Origin of the sequence: Streptococcus sp. HMSC056C01, assembly GCF_001811305.1 — a bacterium.
Lineage (GTDB): Bacteria > Bacillota > Bacilli > Lactobacillales > Streptococcaceae > Streptococcus.
Genome location: NZ_KV804181.1, coordinates 16,143 through 35,312 on the forward strand (window position 1 = coordinate 16,143; position 19,170 = coordinate 35,312).

The window sequence follows — 19,170 nt, forward strand, 5'->3', positions numbered from 1 at the left end:
TAGGTTGCTCTTTGATTTTCATTGAGTATAAACGTCACAATTATTGAGAGTGGAAATGAAATGATTTTTCTCCACTCTCTTTTTTCTTTCTTCCTTTCATGGTACAATAGCAACATGAATAACTATCAAAAGAATATTTTTAAGGGAACCATTTATTCTCTCCTATCTGGCTTGATCTGGGGAATCTGCGGAATCTTTGGAGAGTACTTTTTTTCACATTATCAGGTCTCTTCAGGGTGGATTACTTCTATGCGTTTACTCGTCGCAGGTAGTTTCGTAATCATCTTATCTAGCCTTAAACTCCGGTTCCAGCTTTTCGATATCTGGAGAAATCGAAACAACTACCTTCCTTTTCTCGCCTATGCTATCTTAGGGATCTTCTCCGTACAATTTTTCTTTTATCTCTGTGTGGAGTACTCCAACGCTACAACTGCAACCATCCTCCAATTTATCAGTCCTGTCTTTATCCTCTTTTACAATCGCATCATCTACAAGAAAAAAGCTTCTAAAAGTGCTATTTTTTATGTCTTGGTCACTATGGTTGGGGTCTTTTTGATGGCTACCAAAGGAGATCTATCCAAATTATCAATTACACCACTTGCTTTACTGACAGGACTTCTCAGTGCACTAGGTGTCATGTTCAATGTCATCTTACCCCAACGCTTTGCTAAAAAATACGGTTTTGTGCCTACTGTTGGCTGGGGAATGATTATCGCTGGGATTTTTAGTAATTTTCTCTATCCTGTTTATAAGATTAGCTTCCAGGTTGATGCCATCAGTATCTGTATTTGTTTGACTATTGCCTTTTTGGGAACAGCCTTTGCTTTCTTCCTATCGATGAAGGCTGTCTCGCTCGTTTCTCCCTTGGTGGTGTCAGTCGTTAGTGCAAGCGAACCTTTATCATCTGCTATTCTAAGCGTTCTCTTTCTAGGTTTAGTCTTGGATGGGTATCTGCTACTGGCTATGATTTTGATTATCATCCCAATGATCTTTCTATCCATTGAAGAATCAAAAAACAAAATGAAAGAATCTTCTTTTAACACTTAAGGCTTCAAAATTGAAGCCTTTTTTGGTAGAATAGTAAGCATTATAAAGAATGAGGAGACACCTATGACTGCTACAAAAATGAATGCACAAGAAATTATCCAATTTATCGCAAATGCTGAGAAAAAGACAAGTGTAAAAGTGACCTTTGAGGGACAACTTGCCGGAGCTATTCCTGCTTCTGTTATCAAGCTTGGGAATGTTCTCTTTGGAGACTGGAAAGATATCGCTCCACTTCTAGATGGACTTACAGAAAACAAGGACTATGTTGTTGAACAAGACGCTCGCAACTCGGCTGTACCTCTCCTTGATAAACGTGCTATCAATGCTCGTATCGAGCCAGGCGCTATCATCCGTGACCAGGTTGAGATTGGTGACAATGCTGTTATCATGATGGGGGCTGTTATCAATATCGGTGCTGAAATCGGTGCTGGCACTATGATTGACATGGGTGCTATTCTGGGTGGACGTGCTATTGTTGGTAAAAATAGTCACGTAGGTGCTGGCGCTGTTCTTGCAGGTGTCATCGAACCAGCTAGTGCAGAGCCTGTTCGTGTCGGTGATAATGTACTCATCGGTGCTAACGCTGTGGTTATCGAAGGTGTTCAAATCGGTAGCGGATCTGTTGTTGCAGCAGGTGCCATCGTCACTCAAGATGTTCCAGAAAATGTTGTGGTGGCAGGTGTTCCGGCTCGTATCATCAAAGAAATTGATAGCCAAACTCAACAAAAAACAGCGCTAGAGGATGCGCTTCGCACCTTGTAATTAGTAACAGAGGCGGAAATATTTCCAGCCTCTTTATCGTATTAATAGAAGGAAATTAGATATGTTAGATTTAATTCAAACTCGACGCGATCTTCACCAAATTCCGGAGATTGGTTTAGAAGAATTCAAGACTCACGCTTATTTACTCAATGTTATTGAGAAATTAACAGCTGGTAAGGATTTTGTTCAGATTCGTACTTGGCGAACAGGTATTTTAGTATACTTACAAGGAAGTCAGCCAGAACGTACCATTGGTTGGCGGACAGATATTGATGGACTCCCAATCGTTGAACAAACTGGTCTTCCTTTTGCCTCTCAATATCCAGATCGCATGCATGCTTGTGGGCATGATTTTCATATGACCATTGCACTTGGAAGTCTCGAACGTGCTTTAGAAAAACAACCAAAAAACAACCTCCTCTTTCTCTTTCAACCTGCGGAAGAAAATGAGGCAGGCGGTATGCTCATGTATGAAGATGATGCCTTTGGTGACTGGCTGCCTGACCAATTCTATGGACTTCATGTTCGTCCGGACTTAAAAGTTGGACAAATTGCGACCAATACCCATACACTCTTTGCAGGAACTTGCGAAGTCAAGATTCGTTTCAAGGGTAAAGGTGGTCACGCTGCCTTTCCACATGAAGCAAACGATGCTCTGGTTGCAGCTAGCTATTTTGTGACTCAAGTTCAGTCGGTTGTCAGCCGTAATGTCGATCCTATCGAGGGAGCTGTTGTCACTTTCGGTGTTTTTCAAGCTGGTACAACCAATAATGTCATCGCTGATACAGCTTTCTTGCATGGAACCATTCGAGCTCTTACACATAGCATGAGTCTCTTGGTTCAAAAACGTGTCAAAGCCATCGCTAAAGGTGTGGCAGCTGCTTTTGATATGGAAGTGGAAGTTGAACTCAAGCAGGGAGGTTACCTACCTGTCGAAAACAACCCTGAATTAGCCCAGGAATTGATGACCTTCTTTGATGAAAAAGAGGGCATTGAACTAATCGACATCGAACCTGCCATGACAGGGGAAGACTTTGGGTATCTTCTATCAAAGGTTCCTGGTGTCATGTTCTGGCTTGGAATTGATAGTCCCTATGCTCTTCACCATCCAAAGATGAGTCCTAAGGAAGAAGCTCTGGCAATCGGTGTCGAGGCTGTATCAAGCTTTTTAGCCAAGAAAGCTGCGGAGTAAATTAAATTATGAAAAAAAGCTTACGCAAGCAGGTCTTGCAAGGACTTAAGTCTCTATCAGCCGAAGAAAAGGAAGTCATGGACGCTTGGTTGACTGAGCAACTACTCCTACATCCCTTCTACAAGGAAGCAAAAACCATCGCCACTTACCTGTCTTTTCCTCATGAATTTCAGACAGCTGAGCTCATTGAACAAGCTCAAAAAGATGGGAAGACTATTCTCATTCCCAAAACTTATCCACAAGGGAAAATGGACCTGGTGCTCTATGAACCAGAGAAACTTGAAAAAAATTCTTTTGGTCTCCTTGAACCTCAGGGGGAAGCTATTGTCTTTGAACCTTCTCAGATTGACTTGATCCATGTTCCCGGTTTAGCTTTCAATCCTTCTGGCTATCGAGTTGGCTATGGAGGTGGCTATTACGACCGCTACTTGGAGCATTTTACTGGTCACACCATCAGCACACTTTATCCTTGTCAGATTCAGGACTTCCATCCTTATCCACACGATATTCCTGTTGAGGAGGTACTCATCTATGAAAGAAATTTTTGATCGTCGGTATCCTGCCACGAGCTTCTTTCTACTCGTGACAACCCTGGTTTTTATACTCATGTTTCTAACTAGTGGTTTCAATTACACAAGCGCAGCCACCTTGTATAAATTCGGAGCTGTTTATCCCCCAGCAATCAAGGCCATGCCTGAACAAATCTGGCGCTTATTCTCAGCAACCTTTGTCCACATTGGCTTGGAGCACTTTTTAGTCAATATGCTATCCCTTTACTTCTTGGGACGTCAGATGGAGCAAATCTTTGGTTCCAAACAGTTTTTCTTTATCTACCTTCTATCAGGTATGATGGGAAATCTCTTTGTCCTCGTTTTTAGTCCCAATGCCATTACTGTTGGTGCTTCAACTGCCCTCTATGGTATGTTCGCTTCTATTGTCGTTCTCCGTTATGCCTCACGCAACCCCTATCTTCAACAGCTTGGTCAATCCTACCTCTCCCTCTTGGTCATCAACCTAGTAGGAAGTGTTTTAATGCCTGGGATCAGCCTTGCTGGACACGTAGGTGGAGCTGTCGGTGGCGCATTACTAGCTATCGTCTTCCCAGTTCTAGGCGAACGAAAGATATACAGCCCAGGCCAACGTGGTCTTGCAACCCTAGCTTTCATTGCTTTATCAGCCTTGATGCTTTTTATCGGACTATTATAAAAACAAGAAAAACCATTGGAAGTTCTCAAATTGAGAAGTTCCAATGGTTTTTTGAATCTATATAAAAAGTTGCTTAAAATCCATTGTTATCGCTGAGTTCTTTGAACCAGTGGCCTGATTTTTTCAGGCGACGCTCTTGTGTTTTTAAGTCTAGCTCGACCAAACCATAGCGATTTTTGTAACTATTGAGCCATGACCAGCAGTCGATAAAGGTCCAGATCAAGTATCCTTTACAGTTGGCACCGTCTTCGATAGCACGATGAAGCTCACGAAGATGACCTTTGACAAAGTCGATACGGTAGTCATCTTGTATCATGCCATTTTCACGGAATTTATCCTCACCTTCAACACCCATCCCATTTTCTGTCAACATCCACTCGATATTGCCATAGTTTTCCTTGATGTTTTGAGCGATATGGTAAATTCCTTGCTCGTAGATTTCCCAACCGCGGTGTGGATTGATCTTACGACCTGGCATAACGTAAGGTTCATAGAAATGTTCTGGTAATAGTGGACTATCAGGATGCTTAGCAAAACGTGGCGCCATAACACGCAAAGGCTGATAGTAATTGACTCCTAGGAAGTCAACGGTGTTCTCACGAATGAGTTCCAATTCTTCGGCTGTGTATTCTGGTAACAAGTCATGCTCAGACAAAATTTCCACTAACTCTTCTGGATAAGCTCCCAAAACTGACGGATCTAGGAAAGATTGTGCTTGGAAGAGATCGGCAATACGAGCAGCCTTGACATCCGCAGGATGCTGGCTACGTGGATAGGCTGGTGTCAAGTTGAGGACAATCCCAATCTTAGAGCCAGGCAAGACTTCATGACAAGCCTTAACTGCAAGAGTGCTCGCCAGTTGTGTATGATAGGCAACCTTAACCGCTGCTTTGGCATCCACCTTATGTGGATAATGGGCATCATAAAAATAGCCAAACTCTACAGGAACGATAGGCTCATTGAAGGTAATCCATTGGTCCACAAGGTCACCGTAGGTCTCAAAACAGAAACGAGCATAGTCTTCATAAGCCTTAATAGTTGCTTTATTTTCCCAACCATCGCCATCTTCTTGAAGGGCAAAAGGCAGGTCAAAGTGATAGAGATTGACTAAGAGGCGAATACCCTTAGCCTTGATGGCTTCAAATACCTGGCGGTAGAAAGCCACACCTTGAGGGTTGACTTCCCCACGTCCCTGTGGGAAAATACGAGACCACTGGATAGAAGTTCGAAAGGCTGTGTGGCCAGTTTCTAACAAAAGTTCGATATCTTTTTCCCAGTTTTCATAGAAGGTCGACGTTTTGTCTGGTCCAATACCATTGTAGTAACGATTTGGCTCTACTTGAAACCAATAATCCCAGAGATTATCTCCCTTGCCATCACCAGGTACTCGTCCTTCTGTCTGCGGCCCAGAAGTTGAAGAACCCCAGACAAAATCCTTTGGAAATTTTAGCATAGTACTACCTCTTTTTACGCTTTTAATGTTTATACTCAATGAAAATCAAATTCAAACCGCGTCAACTTCCATCTGCAACCTCAAAACGATGTTTTGAGCAACCTGCGGCTAGTTTCCTAGTTTACTCTTTGATTTTCATTGAGTCTTACTTTCTCTCATTATAAAGAAAAAACAAGGCAAAAACTAGTTACATTTTTGTCTTGTTTTTCTTCTGATTATAGATTTTATTTGTTGGTTAAGATTTCAAGGGTTTCAAGCAAGTTATCTGCATGAACTTCGATTGTATCTCCTGTCGCCTTGATCTTCACTTCTACGATACCGTCGGCTGCTTTCTTTCCAACAGTGATACGGATTGGAAGACCGATCAAGTCGCTATCACTGAATTTAACACCGACACGTTCGTTACGGTCATCTGTCAAGACTTCATAGCCTTTGTTGACCAAGGCTTCTTCGATACGATTAGTCAATTCAAGACTTGCTTCGTCCTTGACATTAACTGGAATCAAATGCACATCAAACGGAGCCAATTCTTTAGGGAAATTGATACCCCAAGCGTAACGGTATTCCCCTTTAGGCGTTTTGTTCACAAAGAGGCGAGCGTGTTGCTCCATAACCGCTGAAAGGAGACGGCTAACACCGATACCGTAGCATCCCATGATGGTTGGCACAGCACGGCCATTTTCATCCAAGACATCTGCACCCATACTTGCTGAGTAACGAGTTCCCAGTTTAAAGATGTGACCGATTTCGATACCACGCGCAAAGTTAAGAATACCTTGTCCGTCTGGAGAAATTTCACCTTCACGAACTTCACGGATATCCACATACTCAGCAGTAAAGTCACGACCTGGGTTCACACCAGTCAAGTGGTAGCCATCTTCGTTGGCACCAACAACCGCATTACGGCTATCTTGTACCTTACGGTCAGCGATAATTTTAACATTTTCTGGAAGATCTACTGGGCCAAGAGAACCAAAGTCTGCTCCCAATAATTCTTTCACTTCTGCCTCAGTTGCAGGTTCCAAGAAATCTGCTCCAAGGTAGTTTTTCAATTTGACTTCGTTGAGCTGGTCATTGCCAACAAGTAGGGCCACAACTGGCTCCTCATCTGCGATATAAACCAAGGTCTTGATTGTTTGCTCTTCAGAGACATTCAAGAAGGCTGCGACTTCATCAATCGATTTGACACCTGGTGTTTCCACGCGAGCTACTTCTTCTTCCGCAACTACACGGTTGCTTGGTTTGTACTCGTTGGTTGCCATTTCCAAGTTAGCTGCATAGCTTGATTCACTTGAGTAGGCAATGGTATCTTCACCAGAAACCATCCATTTGAGCAATTCTGCCTTGATTTCTTCTTGCACTTCTGCAGGGATTTCATCAAATGATGCGACGGACTTGTCTAAAACAACCCAACGGTCAAGATCTGTACGAGCAGGTGTGATGGCCATGAATTCTTGGCTATCCTTACCACCCATAGCTCCACCGTCACCGATGATGGCTTTGAAGTCCAAACCACTACGAGTGAAGATACGCTCATAGGCTGCCTTGTACTCATCATAAGTTACATCCAAGCTATCGTAGTTAGCATGGAAGCTATAACCATCTTTCATGATGAATTCACGGGTACGAAGAAGTCCATTACGTGGACGTTTTTCATCACGATACTTAGGCTGGATTTGATACAAGTTCAGTGGCAATTGCTTGTAAGACTTGACAGAATCACGGACAATCGCTGTGAAAGTTTCTTCGTGAGTTGGACCCAAGATAAAGTCTGACTTCTCACGATTTTTCAATTTGTACAAGTCCTCACCGTAGGTTTCATAACGGCCAGACTCACGCCAAAGGTCTGCACTGAGAAGGGCTGGAGCCAACATCTCAACAGCACCAATCTTGTCAAACTCTTGACGCATGATCTTCTTAGCTTTTTCGATAACACGGTTAGCAAGTGGTAGGTATGAGTAAACACCTGCTGATACTTGACGAACATAACCAGCACGCAACATAAGGGCGTGACTGATAACTTGAGCATCGCTTGGCATTTCGCGAAGCGTTGGGATAAGCATTTTACTTTGTTTCATAATGACTCCTCTATTTCTTAAAAGAAGGTACGCATGATGTCGTTCCAAGTCACGGCGAGCATCAAGACGACCATAATGACAACTCCGACCAGAGTGACATAGGTTTCAATTTCTTGTTTTAGTGGTTTGCGACGGATAGCTTCTAGGATATTGAGCACGATTTTTCCACCATCTAGCGCAGGGATTGGAATCAGATTGAAAATTCCAATATTGATGGAAATTATAGCCAAGAAGAATAAGACATTCTCAAGACCATTTTTAGCGGCATCACTACTTGCTTTAAAGATAGCAACGGGACCGCCTAGTTTATTCAAATCTGGTTGGAAAATCAAGCTTTTCAAAGCATTAAGAATGCGCAAGGCTGAATCAGCCGCACTTGTAAATCCACCCATAAACATAGACCAGATATCTGATTTGATCCTTGGCTGAACACCCAGTATATAACGACCTTGGCTTTCTTCAGGTGTCACACTGACTTGTTTTTCAGTGCCATTTTCAGAAACCGTCACATCCAAAACGGGCGCTGTTTTGTCCTTGGTTTCTGCATCGACCGCCTGAATCAAATCTGACCAGTTTGAAATCTCATAACTGCCGACTTTAGTGATTTGGGCCACATTTTCAACACCAACCTTAGCCAAAGCGCTATCTGGAATAATACTGAAATTGTTCGTTTGCGTATCACGAACGCCACCTTGCATGAAAATCAAAATCCAGAAGACGATAACTCCTAGGATAAAGTTATTCATAGGACCAGCAAAGTTGGTAATCAATTTGCCCCAGACAGTCGCATTTTGATATTGGACGTCTAATGGAGCGATACGAATTTCCGTTCCATCAGCTTCCACAATGGTTGCATCATGGTCAACTGAGAAAGTCTTTTCCTCTTCTAAGACCAAGCCTCTAATAAAGAGTTTATCCTCAAAATCAAACTGAGTGACCTGCATAGGCAGAGCTGTCTGGTCAACCTTTTTCCCAGAGAGATTGATACGCTTGACCTTACCATCCGCTGCCAATGTTAGACTTGCAGGGGTTCCAGTCTTAATCTCTGTCGTATCTTCACCCCAACCTGCCATCCGAACGTAACCACCCAGTGGCAGGAGACGAATAGTATAAGCAGTCCCATCTTTTCCGATATGGGCAAATATTTTGGGACCCATACCAATGGCAAACTCACGAACCAAAATCCCGGACTTCTTAGCAAAGTAAAAATGCCCGAACTCGTGAACTACCACGATAATCCCGAAAACTAGGATAAATGTTAGTAATCCTATCATTTAATTTCTATTTACCTTTCCTTAAAATAAGCCAAAGAGGTGCATAATCGGGAACACAGCCAGCATACAATCAAAACGGTCCAGTACCCCACCATGGCCTGGGATAAACTTACCTGAGTCTTTGACACCAAAGTGACGTTTCATAGCACTTTCGATCAAATCCCCCAACTGACCAGCTATACTAAAGAAAATAGCAAAGACCATCATTTTGTAAATCCCATAAGGTAAAGCAACGGTACTATCAACTAGCATAAAGATTAAGGTTACGAGCATAGCAGCCAAGATACCTCCCATAGCACCCTCTATGGTCTTGTTAGGGGAAACTCTCGGAGCTAGCTTTCTCTTACCAAACTTCATTCCTACTAGATAGGCTCCACTATCGGTTGCCCAGACCATACAAAGTCCCAAAAGCGCCTTATCCAAACCTGCAATACGAGCATCGACCAAAGCATTAAAACCAAAGCCAACATAAAAACTCACGGCAATCGGAAAAACAGCATCCTCAATGGTATAGTTCTTGCTAAAAACCGTTGCTCCTAGCAAAATGAGAATCACGACACTATAAGCAACAACGTTCCCATCCACGGGCAAAAACTTCAGGTAGTTTTCCAAAGGAATAGTCAGAAAAAAGGTTGCTAGTAAAGTCAAGAGCCCTTCAGGCGTCATGGTATTTAACCCCTTCATACGAAGCAACTCATGTACTCCCAACATAGCCACAATCCCCATGGCAATCTGGAGCCATAAGCCACCAATCGCCAAGATTGGGATAAAGATAGCCAAAGCCAAGATAGCAAAAAGGGTTCTTTTTTGTAAATCCTGTATCATAATATCTCCTACACTCCTCCAAAACGACGGTTGCGACGATTGTACTCGATGATAGCTTCTTTCAAGGCTTCCTCATCAAAGTCAGGCCACAAGACATCCGTGAAATAGAGCTCGCTATAAGCAGCCTGCCATGGCAAGAAATTACTCAAACGAAGTTCACCGCTGGTCCGAATAATCAAGTCAGGATCACGCAAAACTTTTGGCAAATGACCCGTAAAGAGGTATTCCCCAATCAATTCCTCTGTGATATCACCAGGATTGATCTTAGCATCTAAAACATCCTGTGCAATAAACTTGACCGCTTGTGTAATCTCAGCTCGTCCACCATAATTAAGGGCAAAATTGAGAATCAAACCTGTATTTAACTTAGTCAGCTCTTCTGCCTTTTTCAAGGCATCAAAAGTCTGCTTCGGCAAACGATCAGTCTCCCCAATCATTTGAATTTTCATGTTCTTCTGATGCAATTCAGGAACAAACTTATCATAGAATTCAACTGGCAGGTTCATGATAAATTTGACTTCCTGATCTGGACGGGTCCAGTTTTCAGTTGAAAAGGCATAGACTGTCAAGGCTTTGACGCCCATATCACTAGCAGCAATAGCTACCTTTCTCAAAGCATCCATCCCAGCCTTATGGCCAAAGACTCGTGGCTGCATCCGTTTTTTAGCCCAACGGCCATTCCCATCCATGATCACACCGATGTGGTCTGGCACCATTGTGGGGGTTTCTGTTGCTTTATCTTTTTTTAAAAATCCAAACATGATTGTATTCCTATTCAAAAATCTATCGTTTCATTATACCATATTTTTCACTTTTCTTCTATTATTGCCTATCATTCTACGGCGAAATTTCCCATATATCTCCTATATTTCCAGTATATCAAGCCTTGCAATTCCTAAAGAAAGTTGATACAATAAAACCATAGAGATTCGATCCTTGTTCAGCCACAGGGATTTTTTATTGAAAGGATTTTATCATGTCAAAGACACTCCAACGTAAAAAACAATTGAGAAACAGCCTACGTCGCTCAGGTGCATTTTCAAACACTGTAAACAAGGTTGTCGAAGAAACAAAAAAAGTTGTGAAGCACGCTGAAAAAGCAGCAAGCGATGCAGGGAAAGCCGTTTCTAAAAAGGTTGAAAAAACTGTAGAAGCAACCAAAGAACAAGCTCAAAAGGTTACAAGCTCTGTAGAGGAATTCGCAGCCAACCTAGGTGGACTTTCAGTAGATCGCGCTAAAACTTTCTACGATGAAGGAATCAAGTCTGCTGCTGACTTTAAAAACTGGACAGAAAAAGAACTCCTTGCCTTGAAAGGAATCGGTCCAGCAACTATCAAGAAATTAAAAGAAAACGGCATTAAGTTCAAGTAATCTTTCTTGTTCCTTGCTTTTCCGTCAAAAACTTGTTAAAATAAAGCCATTAGAGGTGTTTTGAGTCCCACATTTTACAGAAAGTGGCGGTGCTGAGAAGTCCACAAATGTGTCAAAACTGGTTGCTAATGGATGAAATTTAAAAATGAAATATAAATCTTTTTGTTTCCTTTTAGGACTAGGCAGCGAGTTGCAAGCCTAATCAAAGAGAAACAAGAAGACAAAAGTTGCGGGCGTTGCCCGAAATTGGGTGGTACCGCGGATAAACATGTTCGTCCCTGTCAGATTGATGACAGGGGCGATTTTTATTTTGCACCCCTAGCCAAAGGAGGTTGTCATGAAACAATCTTTTAAAACAAGTAAGCTCTACTATGGTTTTCCTATCTTCATTTTGGGCTATCAGGACCAGAACTTTGGGCACAATATCACGACCTGCAGTTCCTCTTATAGTCTGGGAGATTGGTTGGTCATAGGTGTTGGTGCTGAGGAAAATGCAGCTGACCAGATTAAGCATTACCAACAGTTCACTGTCAACATCCCTGACGAAAACCTCATGATCCAGATGGAGCAGGCTGGCTTTATCAGCCATCGGGAGAAATTGAAACACCTAGGGCTTGACTACGAGATTTCTGAACGAACTCAGGCTCCGATTTTGGAGGCCTGTCCAGTCGTTTTGGATTGCCAGGTTGATCGGATTATCGAGGAAGATGGCATCTGTCATATCTTTGCCAAAATTCTCGAGCGACTAGCTGATCCAGAGCTCTTGGATGACAAGGGACATTTTAAAAATGACCGTTTTGCGCCGACTTACTTTATGGGGGACGGCCACCAGCGCGTTTATCGTTATCTAGATGACCGAGTCGATTCCATGGGAAGCTTTATTAAGAAAGCGAGGCAAAAGAATGACAATAGCAACATTACCTGAACGAATCGAAACCGAGCGTCTGGTCTTGCGAGTCCGTACCGTGCCGGATGCTGAGGATATCTTTGACTATGCTAGTCGTCCAGAAGTCTCTTACCCAGCAGGTTTTCCACCTGTCAAGACCTTGGAAGATGAGATTTATTACCTAGAACATATCCTTCCCGAGCGTAATCAAAAGGATAATCTCCCAGCAGGCTATGGAATTGTGATTAAAGGGACCGATACAATCATTGGTTCTGTCGATTTCCCCCATCGCCACGAAGATGATGTGCTAGAGATTGGCTATACCTTGCACCCAGACTATTGGGGTCGAGGCTATGTGCCAGAAGCAGCGCGTGCTTTAATCGACCTAGCTTTTAAAGAATTGAGTCTTCACAAGATTGAACTAACTTGTTTTGGTTACAATGTCCAAAGTCAACGAGTCGCTGAGAAACTTGGTTTCACCCTTGAAGCTCGCATAAGGGATCGCAAAGATGCCCAAGGCAATCGTTGTGATGATTTGAGATACGGCTTGCTGAGGAGTGAGTGGGAGGCGGATTGATGCATGTTTTCATCATTGGAGCTCCAGCCTCAGGGAAAATGACCATTGGTCAGGAACTTTCAAAACTCACCGGTGCGACTCTCTTTTTCAACCATCAACCAATAGATTTCGCACTCGAAATCTATCAGGATTTTACGGAAGAAATGTGGGAATTTGTTCGTAGCGTTAACTTTTCTTTTCTTGGAACAAGCGCCAGGCATCATCGGTCGGTGATTTTAACAGGTGTAACTGATTTTTCAAATCAATACCATCTGATGTATTTGAAGGACATTCAAGATTTGTTAAATGAGTATCATCAAGAGATTCTTTTTGTTGAATTGGAAACAAGCCTTGAGGAGCGCTTACGTCGCAATCGGACGGAGAATCGGTTGAAATACAAACCTTTGAAACGGAATTTTGAGGTATCTGAAAGAGAGATTTTAGATACTGATAAAACGAATCAACATAATTCTCAAAAGCAACCGAGTGATCTTCACCACTACCTTAAAATTAATAATACGAATCTGTCTGCAGAAGAAGTTGCAAAGCAGATTCAAGAAAAAATGAAAACAATAGAGAAAGGACAAACACATGTCTAAAGAACTTTCACCTAAATACAATCCAGCCGAGGTTGAGGCTGGTCGTTACCAAAAATGGCTTGATGAAGATGTTTTCAAGCCTTCAGGCGATAAAAAGGCTAAGCCTTATTCTATCGTTATTCCACCACCAAACGTAACTGGTAAACTCCACCTTGGTCACGCTTGGGATACAACGTTGCAAGATATCATCATCCGTCAAAAACGTATGCAAGGCTTTGATACGCTTTGGCTTCCAGGGATGGACCACGCGGGGATTGCGACCCAAGCTAAGGTTGAGGAGCGCTTGCGTGGTGAGGGCATTAGTCGTTACGACCTTGGTCGTGAATCTTTCTTGAGTAAGGTCTGGGAATGGAAAGACGAGTATGCCACTACCATCAAGGAACAATGGGGCAAGATGGGACTCTCTGTAGACTACTCTCGTGAGCGTTTCACTCTTGACGAAGGTTTGTCAAAAGCCGTGCGCAAGGTCTTTGTGGACCTTTACAAGAAAGGTTGGATCTACCGTGGTGAATTTATCATTAACTGGGACCCAGCAGCTCGTACAGCCCTTTCTGATATCGAGGTGATCCATAAGGACGTGGAAGGTGCCTTCTACCATATGAACTACATGCTAGAAGATGGTTCACGCGCCCTTGAAGTGGCGACTACTCGTCCTGAGACTATGTTTGGGGACGTTGCGGTTGCGGTCAATCCAGAAGACCCACGCTACAAGGACTTGATTGGTAAAAACGTCATCCTTCCAATCGCTAATAAATTGATTCCAATCGTTGGGGACGAACACGCAGATCCTGAATTTGGTACTGGTGTCGTGAAAATCACTCCTGCCCACGATCCAAACGACTTCTTGGTTGGTCAACGCCATAACTTGCCACAAGTTAACGTCATGAACGATGACGGGACTATGAATGACTTGGCCTTCGAATTTGCAGGTATGGATCGTTTCGAAGCTCGTAAGGCAGTCGTGGCTAAGTTAGAAGAAATCGGTGCCCTCGTTAAAATCGAAAAACGTGTCCACAGTGTTGGTCACTCAGAGCGTACAGGTGTAGTGGTTGAACCACGCTTGTCTACGCAATGGTTCGTCAAGATGGACCAATTGGCCAAGAATGCCATTGCTAACCAAGACACAGAGGACAAGGTAGAATTTTACCCACCTCGTTTCAACGATACCTTCCTCCAATGGATGGAAAATGTCCATGACTGGGTAATCTCTCGTCAGCTCTGGTGGGGTCACCAAATCCCTGCTTGGTACAATGCTGAGGGTGAAATGTATGTCGGCGAAGAAGCTCCAGAAGGGGACGGATGGACTCAAGACGAAGACGTCTTGGATACTTGGTTCAGTTCGGCCCTTTGGCCATTCTCAACCATGGGCTGGCCTGATGTCGACTCAGAAGACTTCAAACGTTACTTCCCAACTTCAACTTTGGTAACAGGTTACGACATCATCTTCTTCTGGGTGTCTCGTATGATCTTCCAATCCTTGGAATTCACTGGCCGTCAACCATTCCAAAACGTTCTTATCCACGGTCTTATCCGTGACGAGCAAGGACGTAAGATGTCTAAATCTCTCGGTAACGGGATTGACCCAATGGATGTCATCGAGAAATATGGTGCCGATGCCCTTCGCTGGTTCCTTTCAAACGGTTCTGCACCAGGACAAGACGTGCGCTTCTCTTACGAGAAAATGGATGCTTCATGGAACTTCATTAACAAGATCTGGAATATCTCTCGCTACATCCTTATGAACAATGAAGGCTTGACCCTCGAGCAAGCAACTGCTAATGTGGAAAAAGTTGTTAAGAAGGAAGCTGGAAATGTCACAGACCGCTGGATTCTCCACAACCTCAATGAAACCATCGGAAAAGCTACTGCTAACTTTGATAAATTTGAGTTTGGTGTAGCTGGACACATCCTATATAACTTCATTTGGGACGAGTTTGCGGACTGGTACGTTGAGTTGACTAAGGAAGTCCTTTATAGCGACTACGAAGAAGAGAAAGTCATCACACGTTCCGTTCTCCTTTACACCTTGGACAAGATCCTTCGTCTCCTTCACCCAATCATGCCATTCGTGACAGAGGAAATCTTTGGACAAATCTCTGAAGGCTCTATCGTCACAGCGGAATACCCAACTGTCAACCCAGCCTTTGAAGACCTTGCGGCCCACACAGGTGTCGAAAGCCTCAAAGACTTGATCCGTGCTGTTCGTAATGCGCGTGCGGAAGTAAACGTAGCACCAAGCAAGCCAATCACCATCCTTGTTAAGACAAGCGATAGCGACTTGGAAGCCTTCTTTAACAGCAATGTCAACTACATCAAACGCTTCACAAATCCAGAACACTTGGAAATCGCTTCAAACATTCCTGCACCTGAACTCGCTATGTCAAGCGTCATCACAGGAGCAGAAATCTACTTGCCACTGGCAGACCTCCTCAATGTCGAAGAAGAACTAGCTCGTCTCGACAAGGAACTGGCTAAATGGCAAAAAGAACTGGATATGGTCGGTAAGAAGCTCTCTAACGAACGCTTCGTAGCCAATGCCAAACCAGAAGTCGTCCAAAAAGAACGCGACAAACAAGCCGACTACCAAGCTAAATACGACGCGACCGTAGCACGTATTGATGAGATGAAGAAGTTGGTGAAATAAACATACAAACACGGCGGAATGCCGTGTTTTTTTGGTATAATGGAGAAAATATTATCATGCTTAAAATTATATTTTGAGAAAATGATGAAACTAGAAATAGAATTGGAAGTGAGTCATGATTTTACAAAAAATTATTGAAGAAATCTATTCAAAAATTGAAGAATTTGAAGATAAAGATGATAATCAAGAATTTACCTTTTGTTTTAGAGGTGAAGCAGAAGACTATAAAGCTACAAAGCTGACACCTACATTGTTTAGAGAGAAGAAAATTGAAGGTAGTATACCAGATAAAGAACTAATCAATTTGATAACTGATTATAAAATAGTTGATGATAAAAATTTGAATCCTCTGTCAAAAGCAATTGAAGGGCAACATTTTTTAGCACTAAGCAGGTTACTTGATATTACTTTTAGTATATTACCATCAATTTTTTTTGCATCTTCATCCTCAAAATATAAAGATGGATATATTTATATATTTAGATTCCCTAAAGCCTACTCCCCCAGTTCGAATTATATTAACAAATATTATGAAAAATTAATTAATGGAGAAATTGAGCCTTATTATCAAAATTTCAAAGTTCTTTCACATATCCAAAGTAATAGTAGAATTAAATCTCAAAGCGGTGGATTTATTTTGTTTCCAGGCCAAAAAATAAAAAAAATTCCAACTATTTACTATAAGAGATATAGAATTGAAGCTAAAGATAAAGCTGAAATTCTTAAAGAGCTAGATATTTTTTTCAATATTAATGAGTCTACAATTTATCCAGAAAAAGATAAAAAAAGAGATTTAATAAAAAAACGGTTATACTCAATATCTAAGGATGATATTTTTTTAGAAAACAGTAATTTTTATATACAGGAAATTGATACTGCTTTAGAAAGAATATCATTTGAGATACATTCTAAATTAGAAGTTGATAGAAAAAATATACTAAGGTTGCTACGAAAGGAAAGAAGGAATCTAGAAGAATATGTTAAAAATTTGACCATAGATGCTGATGTAAAAAAAGAGATTCTTAAAAAAATACAAAATGAGTTCAATAAATTAAAAATTAGTTTGAAAGATTAGAGGGAAGAAAATGAATGATTTACAGATAGACAATTGGGTAAAAGAAGGAATCTTACCTTCTATTTCTGAAATTGATGAATCACAAATTGAAAAAATTGATGAGAATAGACTAGTATTATTTAAAGATATGAGTGATGACGATAGTTATAAGGATGTTCTTATTTATCAATTTCATGGAAGTTTTAAAAGTGAAGATTTTGAATATGAAAAATTACTTGCAGAAATGACTCATGCGCAATTAAGTGAACGTGATATATTTGTTTCTTTTAATAGTTGGGAAGAAGAGCGTGAAACAATACAGAAGCTTAAACAAGAAGAAGATAGTGCTACAAAGAAAAATAAAATTGAGAATAACTTTGCTTTATTTAATTCTGTATATTTTCAGGATTCAGATTATATTACTATCCAAGTAGAAGATGATGGAATAAACTATTTAGAATCACCTGAACGAAACGAAAACTTGTCAGCGATAGTTGTTAATTGTTCTTTGTCTGAAATTAAAAAGCTATATAACTGCACGGGGGTGAAGTTATTTAGAAGAAATGTTAGGGATGGAATAATTTCAAATAAATCAACTATTCGCTCTATATTTAGTAAATACTTATCAATAATTGATGATACTTCTGATAATGTAGGAGACCAAAATGATTATGACCCTCCATTGTTCTGGTTTAGTCATAATGGAATTACTGTATTTGTAGACAACGAAAATCCTAGTAATTTTAATTTTCAAAATGATGAGATTGAATTGAATCGTAATTTTTGTAGTGTAATTAATGGTGCACAGACAATAACAAATTTCTTCTTAGTCTATAGCGAATTAAAATACCAGTATCAATCGGATGAAGAAAAATTGAAAAAATTGGAATCATTAATTTCTCAAATAAAAGTAAAACTTACAGTAATTCAAGGGAAAAACAAATATTCTAACTTTATTACGAGAGGATTGAACACACAAAATCCAATTACAGATGAAGATTTCATAGCAATTTCCGAAAAAGTTATGAATCTAAATAAATTGCTTTCAGAGATACATATTTTAAAAACTGGTGAAGTTGAACGAGATGGAGGACTCACTCCATTGCAATTTGTAAAACAATTTTTGATCGTGGACAACAAACCAGGTCAAAGTAAAAACTTTAATAAAGGTGATTTAGAAACTCAAATTGGCTTGATTTATTCGGAAATTGTATTGCAGGAAGGAGATGAAATAAGACTAAAATCAAAATCTGAAGAAATAATTCAAAAAATTGTATTTCTAAACGAAGTAGAATCTTGGTGGAAAAAGAAAAATAGAGAAACCACAGAAAAAGATTTAATAGATAGATATGCAAAAAATTACTTTGAGAGTTTTGTGATTAAGCATTATGAAAATATAGCAGATGCTGAAGGAAAAGAAAGAATCTTCGAAGTTTATTTTGAGAAATTTAAAGAGATTATTTCAAAAAAAGAATATAATTATAACAGTTTTAAGAACGATAACCTATATAATGAAATAATTGATGAATATGAAAAACAGATAGAAAATAATGTTGTTAATAAAAATTTAGATGATGTGTATATTAATAAATTAATTAAATTTTTAAATGACAATCCTGATTCAAAATATCAATCTTTAATATTAAAATTTAACTATGATAAAATACAAATGGATAATATTAGAGTCATCAGAAGGGTAAATGGTAATATAATGGAAAGTTTTTACTTGTCTTCTAAAACTTTTTCTGAACTCTATCAAAATTTAAGTATAGAAGATAGACTTACTAATGATAAGGAAATCAAAGAAAGTGATTTTAAAACTTTTTCTGAGTCTACCTTATACAACGAATTAATCAAAAAGTATAACATATATGTAATTGATGTTGAAGAAGATAGCACAGGAAAAGAATTAATAACACATATAACTATAAAGCGTGACTTTAACTTTAATCTGTTAGATGAATATAGTGAGAAGGTACAACAATTGTACAAAGAAACAATTAATGCATTTATTGAAGGTGAAACTAGTAAATTTCCTACTGTAAAAAACGGAGATATTATTTATGTACAGCCAAAAGCGATAAATAAAGAGGATTTATTTTTATTTACAAACGGAGAACAACTTCCAAAACAAACTTTTTGGATTTCAAAAGACTATATTAAAAATATTATAAACAATTAAAATCTTTTCAAGAAATGAATAACTTTATTTAAAAATGATT

The 19,170-nt window shown here is 40.4% G+C and carries 17 protein-coding genes; 12 read left to right on the plus strand and 5 right to left on the minus strand.

The genetic code is table 11. The features are described 5' to 3' along the window. Positions 1 to 114 precede the first annotated feature (114 nt). From HMPREF2795_RS00110 to HMPREF2795_RS00130, 5 genes are all read left to right on the plus strand, one after another. The gene (locus HMPREF2795_RS00110; protein WP_075228010.1) at positions 115 to 1,047 is read left to right on the plus strand and encodes a DMT family transporter; all 933 of its coding nucleotides are present in this window, start codon (positions 115 to 117) and stop codon (positions 1,045 to 1,047) included. 63 nt (positions 1,048 to 1,110) lie between these two features. Continuing rightward, positions 1,111 to 1,809 (plus strand): 2,3,4,5-tetrahydropyridine-2,6-dicarboxylate N-acetyltransferase, encoded by a 699-nt coding sequence (gene dapD, locus HMPREF2795_RS00115; RefSeq protein ID WP_075227854.1) that lies wholly within the window; start codon positions 1,111 to 1,113, stop codon positions 1,807 to 1,809. 61 nt (positions 1,810 to 1,870) lie between these two features. Next, entirely contained in the window at positions 1,871 to 3,001 is a 1,131-nt protein-coding gene (locus tag HMPREF2795_RS00120; protein WP_075227855.1) for an N-acetyldiaminopimelate deacetylase, read from the plus strand. 8 nt (positions 3,002 to 3,009) lie between these two features. Continuing rightward, the gene (locus HMPREF2795_RS00125) at positions 3,010 to 3,549 is read left to right on the plus strand and encodes a 5-formyltetrahydrofolate cyclo-ligase (protein ID WP_075227856.1); all 540 of its coding nucleotides are present in this window, start codon (positions 3,010 to 3,012) and stop codon (positions 3,547 to 3,549) included. Further along, complete coding sequence (locus HMPREF2795_RS00130; RefSeq protein ID WP_075227857.1) at positions 3,533 to 4,207, plus strand: rhomboid family intramembrane serine protease; 675 nt, start codon at positions 3,533 to 3,535, stop codon at positions 4,205 to 4,207. The genes HMPREF2795_RS00125 and HMPREF2795_RS00130 overlap by 17 nt, the downstream gene beginning before the upstream one ends. 73 nt (positions 4,208 to 4,280) lie before the next feature. On the opposite strand, the gene HMPREF2795_RS00135 is transcribed toward HMPREF2795_RS00130, so the two are convergent. From HMPREF2795_RS00135 to HMPREF2795_RS00155, 5 genes are all read right to left on the minus strand, one after another. Beyond that, positions 4,281 to 5,660: a glycoside hydrolase family 1 protein gene (locus tag HMPREF2795_RS00135; protein WP_075227858.1), complete on the minus strand. Its 1,380-nt coding sequence runs from the start codon at positions 5,658 to 5,660 to the stop codon at positions 4,281 to 4,283. Between the two features lie 224 nt (positions 5,661 to 5,884). After that, positions 5,885 to 7,738, minus strand: a complete 1,854-nt coding sequence (locus HMPREF2795_RS00140; protein ID WP_075227859.1) for a proline--tRNA ligase — start codon at positions 7,736 to 7,738, stop codon at positions 5,885 to 5,887. Positions 7,739 to 7,755: 17 nt separating this feature from the next. Further along, positions 7,756 to 9,012, minus strand: coding sequence for an RIP metalloprotease RseP (gene rseP, locus HMPREF2795_RS00145; protein WP_075227860.1), 1,257 nt, complete (start codon positions 9,010 to 9,012; stop codon positions 7,756 to 7,758). Between the two features lie 21 nt (positions 9,013 to 9,033). After that, positions 9,034 to 9,837 carry a phosphatidate cytidylyltransferase gene (locus tag HMPREF2795_RS00150; protein WP_075227861.1) on the minus strand — a complete coding sequence of 268 codons (804 nt, stop codon included), beginning with the start codon at positions 9,835 to 9,837 and terminating at the stop codon, positions 9,034 to 9,036. A gap of 8 nt (positions 9,838 to 9,845) precedes the next feature. Beyond that, entirely contained in the window at positions 9,846 to 10,598 is a 753-nt protein-coding gene (locus tag HMPREF2795_RS00155; RefSeq protein ID WP_075227862.1) for an isoprenyl transferase, read from the minus strand. 215 nt (positions 10,599 to 10,813) lie between these two features. On the opposite strand from HMPREF2795_RS00155, the gene HMPREF2795_RS00160 reads away from it, so the two are divergent. The 7 genes from HMPREF2795_RS00160 to HMPREF2795_RS00190 all read left to right on the plus strand — a co-directional run bounded on the left by HMPREF2795_RS00160 (position 10,814) and on the right by HMPREF2795_RS00190 (position 19,130). Then, the gene (locus HMPREF2795_RS00160) at positions 10,814 to 11,209 is read left to right on the plus strand and encodes a helix-hairpin-helix domain-containing protein (RefSeq protein WP_000047728.1); all 396 of its coding nucleotides are present in this window, start codon (positions 10,814 to 10,816) and stop codon (positions 11,207 to 11,209) included. Between the two features lie 337 nt (positions 11,210 to 11,546). After that, the gene (locus HMPREF2795_RS00165; protein WP_075227863.1) at positions 11,547 to 12,134 is read left to right on the plus strand and encodes a flavin reductase family protein; all 588 of its coding nucleotides are present in this window, start codon (positions 11,547 to 11,549) and stop codon (positions 12,132 to 12,134) included. Beyond that, positions 12,112 to 12,672, plus strand: a complete 561-nt coding sequence (locus HMPREF2795_RS00170) for a GNAT family N-acetyltransferase (protein ID WP_075227864.1) — start codon at positions 12,112 to 12,114, stop codon at positions 12,670 to 12,672. Before HMPREF2795_RS00165 ends, HMPREF2795_RS00170 begins: the two co-directional genes overlap by 23 nt. Beyond that, entirely contained in the window at positions 12,672 to 13,250 is a 579-nt protein-coding gene (locus tag HMPREF2795_RS00175) for an AAA family ATPase (protein WP_075227865.1), read from the plus strand. Before HMPREF2795_RS00170 ends, HMPREF2795_RS00175 begins: the two co-directional genes overlap by 1 nt. Continuing rightward, a complete protein-coding gene (locus tag HMPREF2795_RS00180; protein WP_075227866.1) occupies positions 13,243 to 15,894 on the plus strand; it encodes a valine--tRNA ligase in 2,652 nt (883 codons plus the stop codon). Before HMPREF2795_RS00175 ends, HMPREF2795_RS00180 begins: the two co-directional genes overlap by 8 nt. Before the next feature lie 115 nt (positions 15,895 to 16,009). Further along, positions 16,010 to 16,969 (plus strand): FRG domain-containing protein, encoded by a 960-nt coding sequence (locus tag HMPREF2795_RS00185; RefSeq protein ID WP_075227867.1) that lies wholly within the window; start codon positions 16,010 to 16,012, stop codon positions 16,967 to 16,969. Between the two features lie 10 nt (positions 16,970 to 16,979). Next, a complete protein-coding gene (locus HMPREF2795_RS00190) occupies positions 16,980 to 19,130 on the plus strand; it encodes a hypothetical protein (protein WP_075227868.1) in 2,151 nt (716 codons plus the stop codon). Positions 19,131 to 19,170 lie beyond the last annotated feature (40 nt).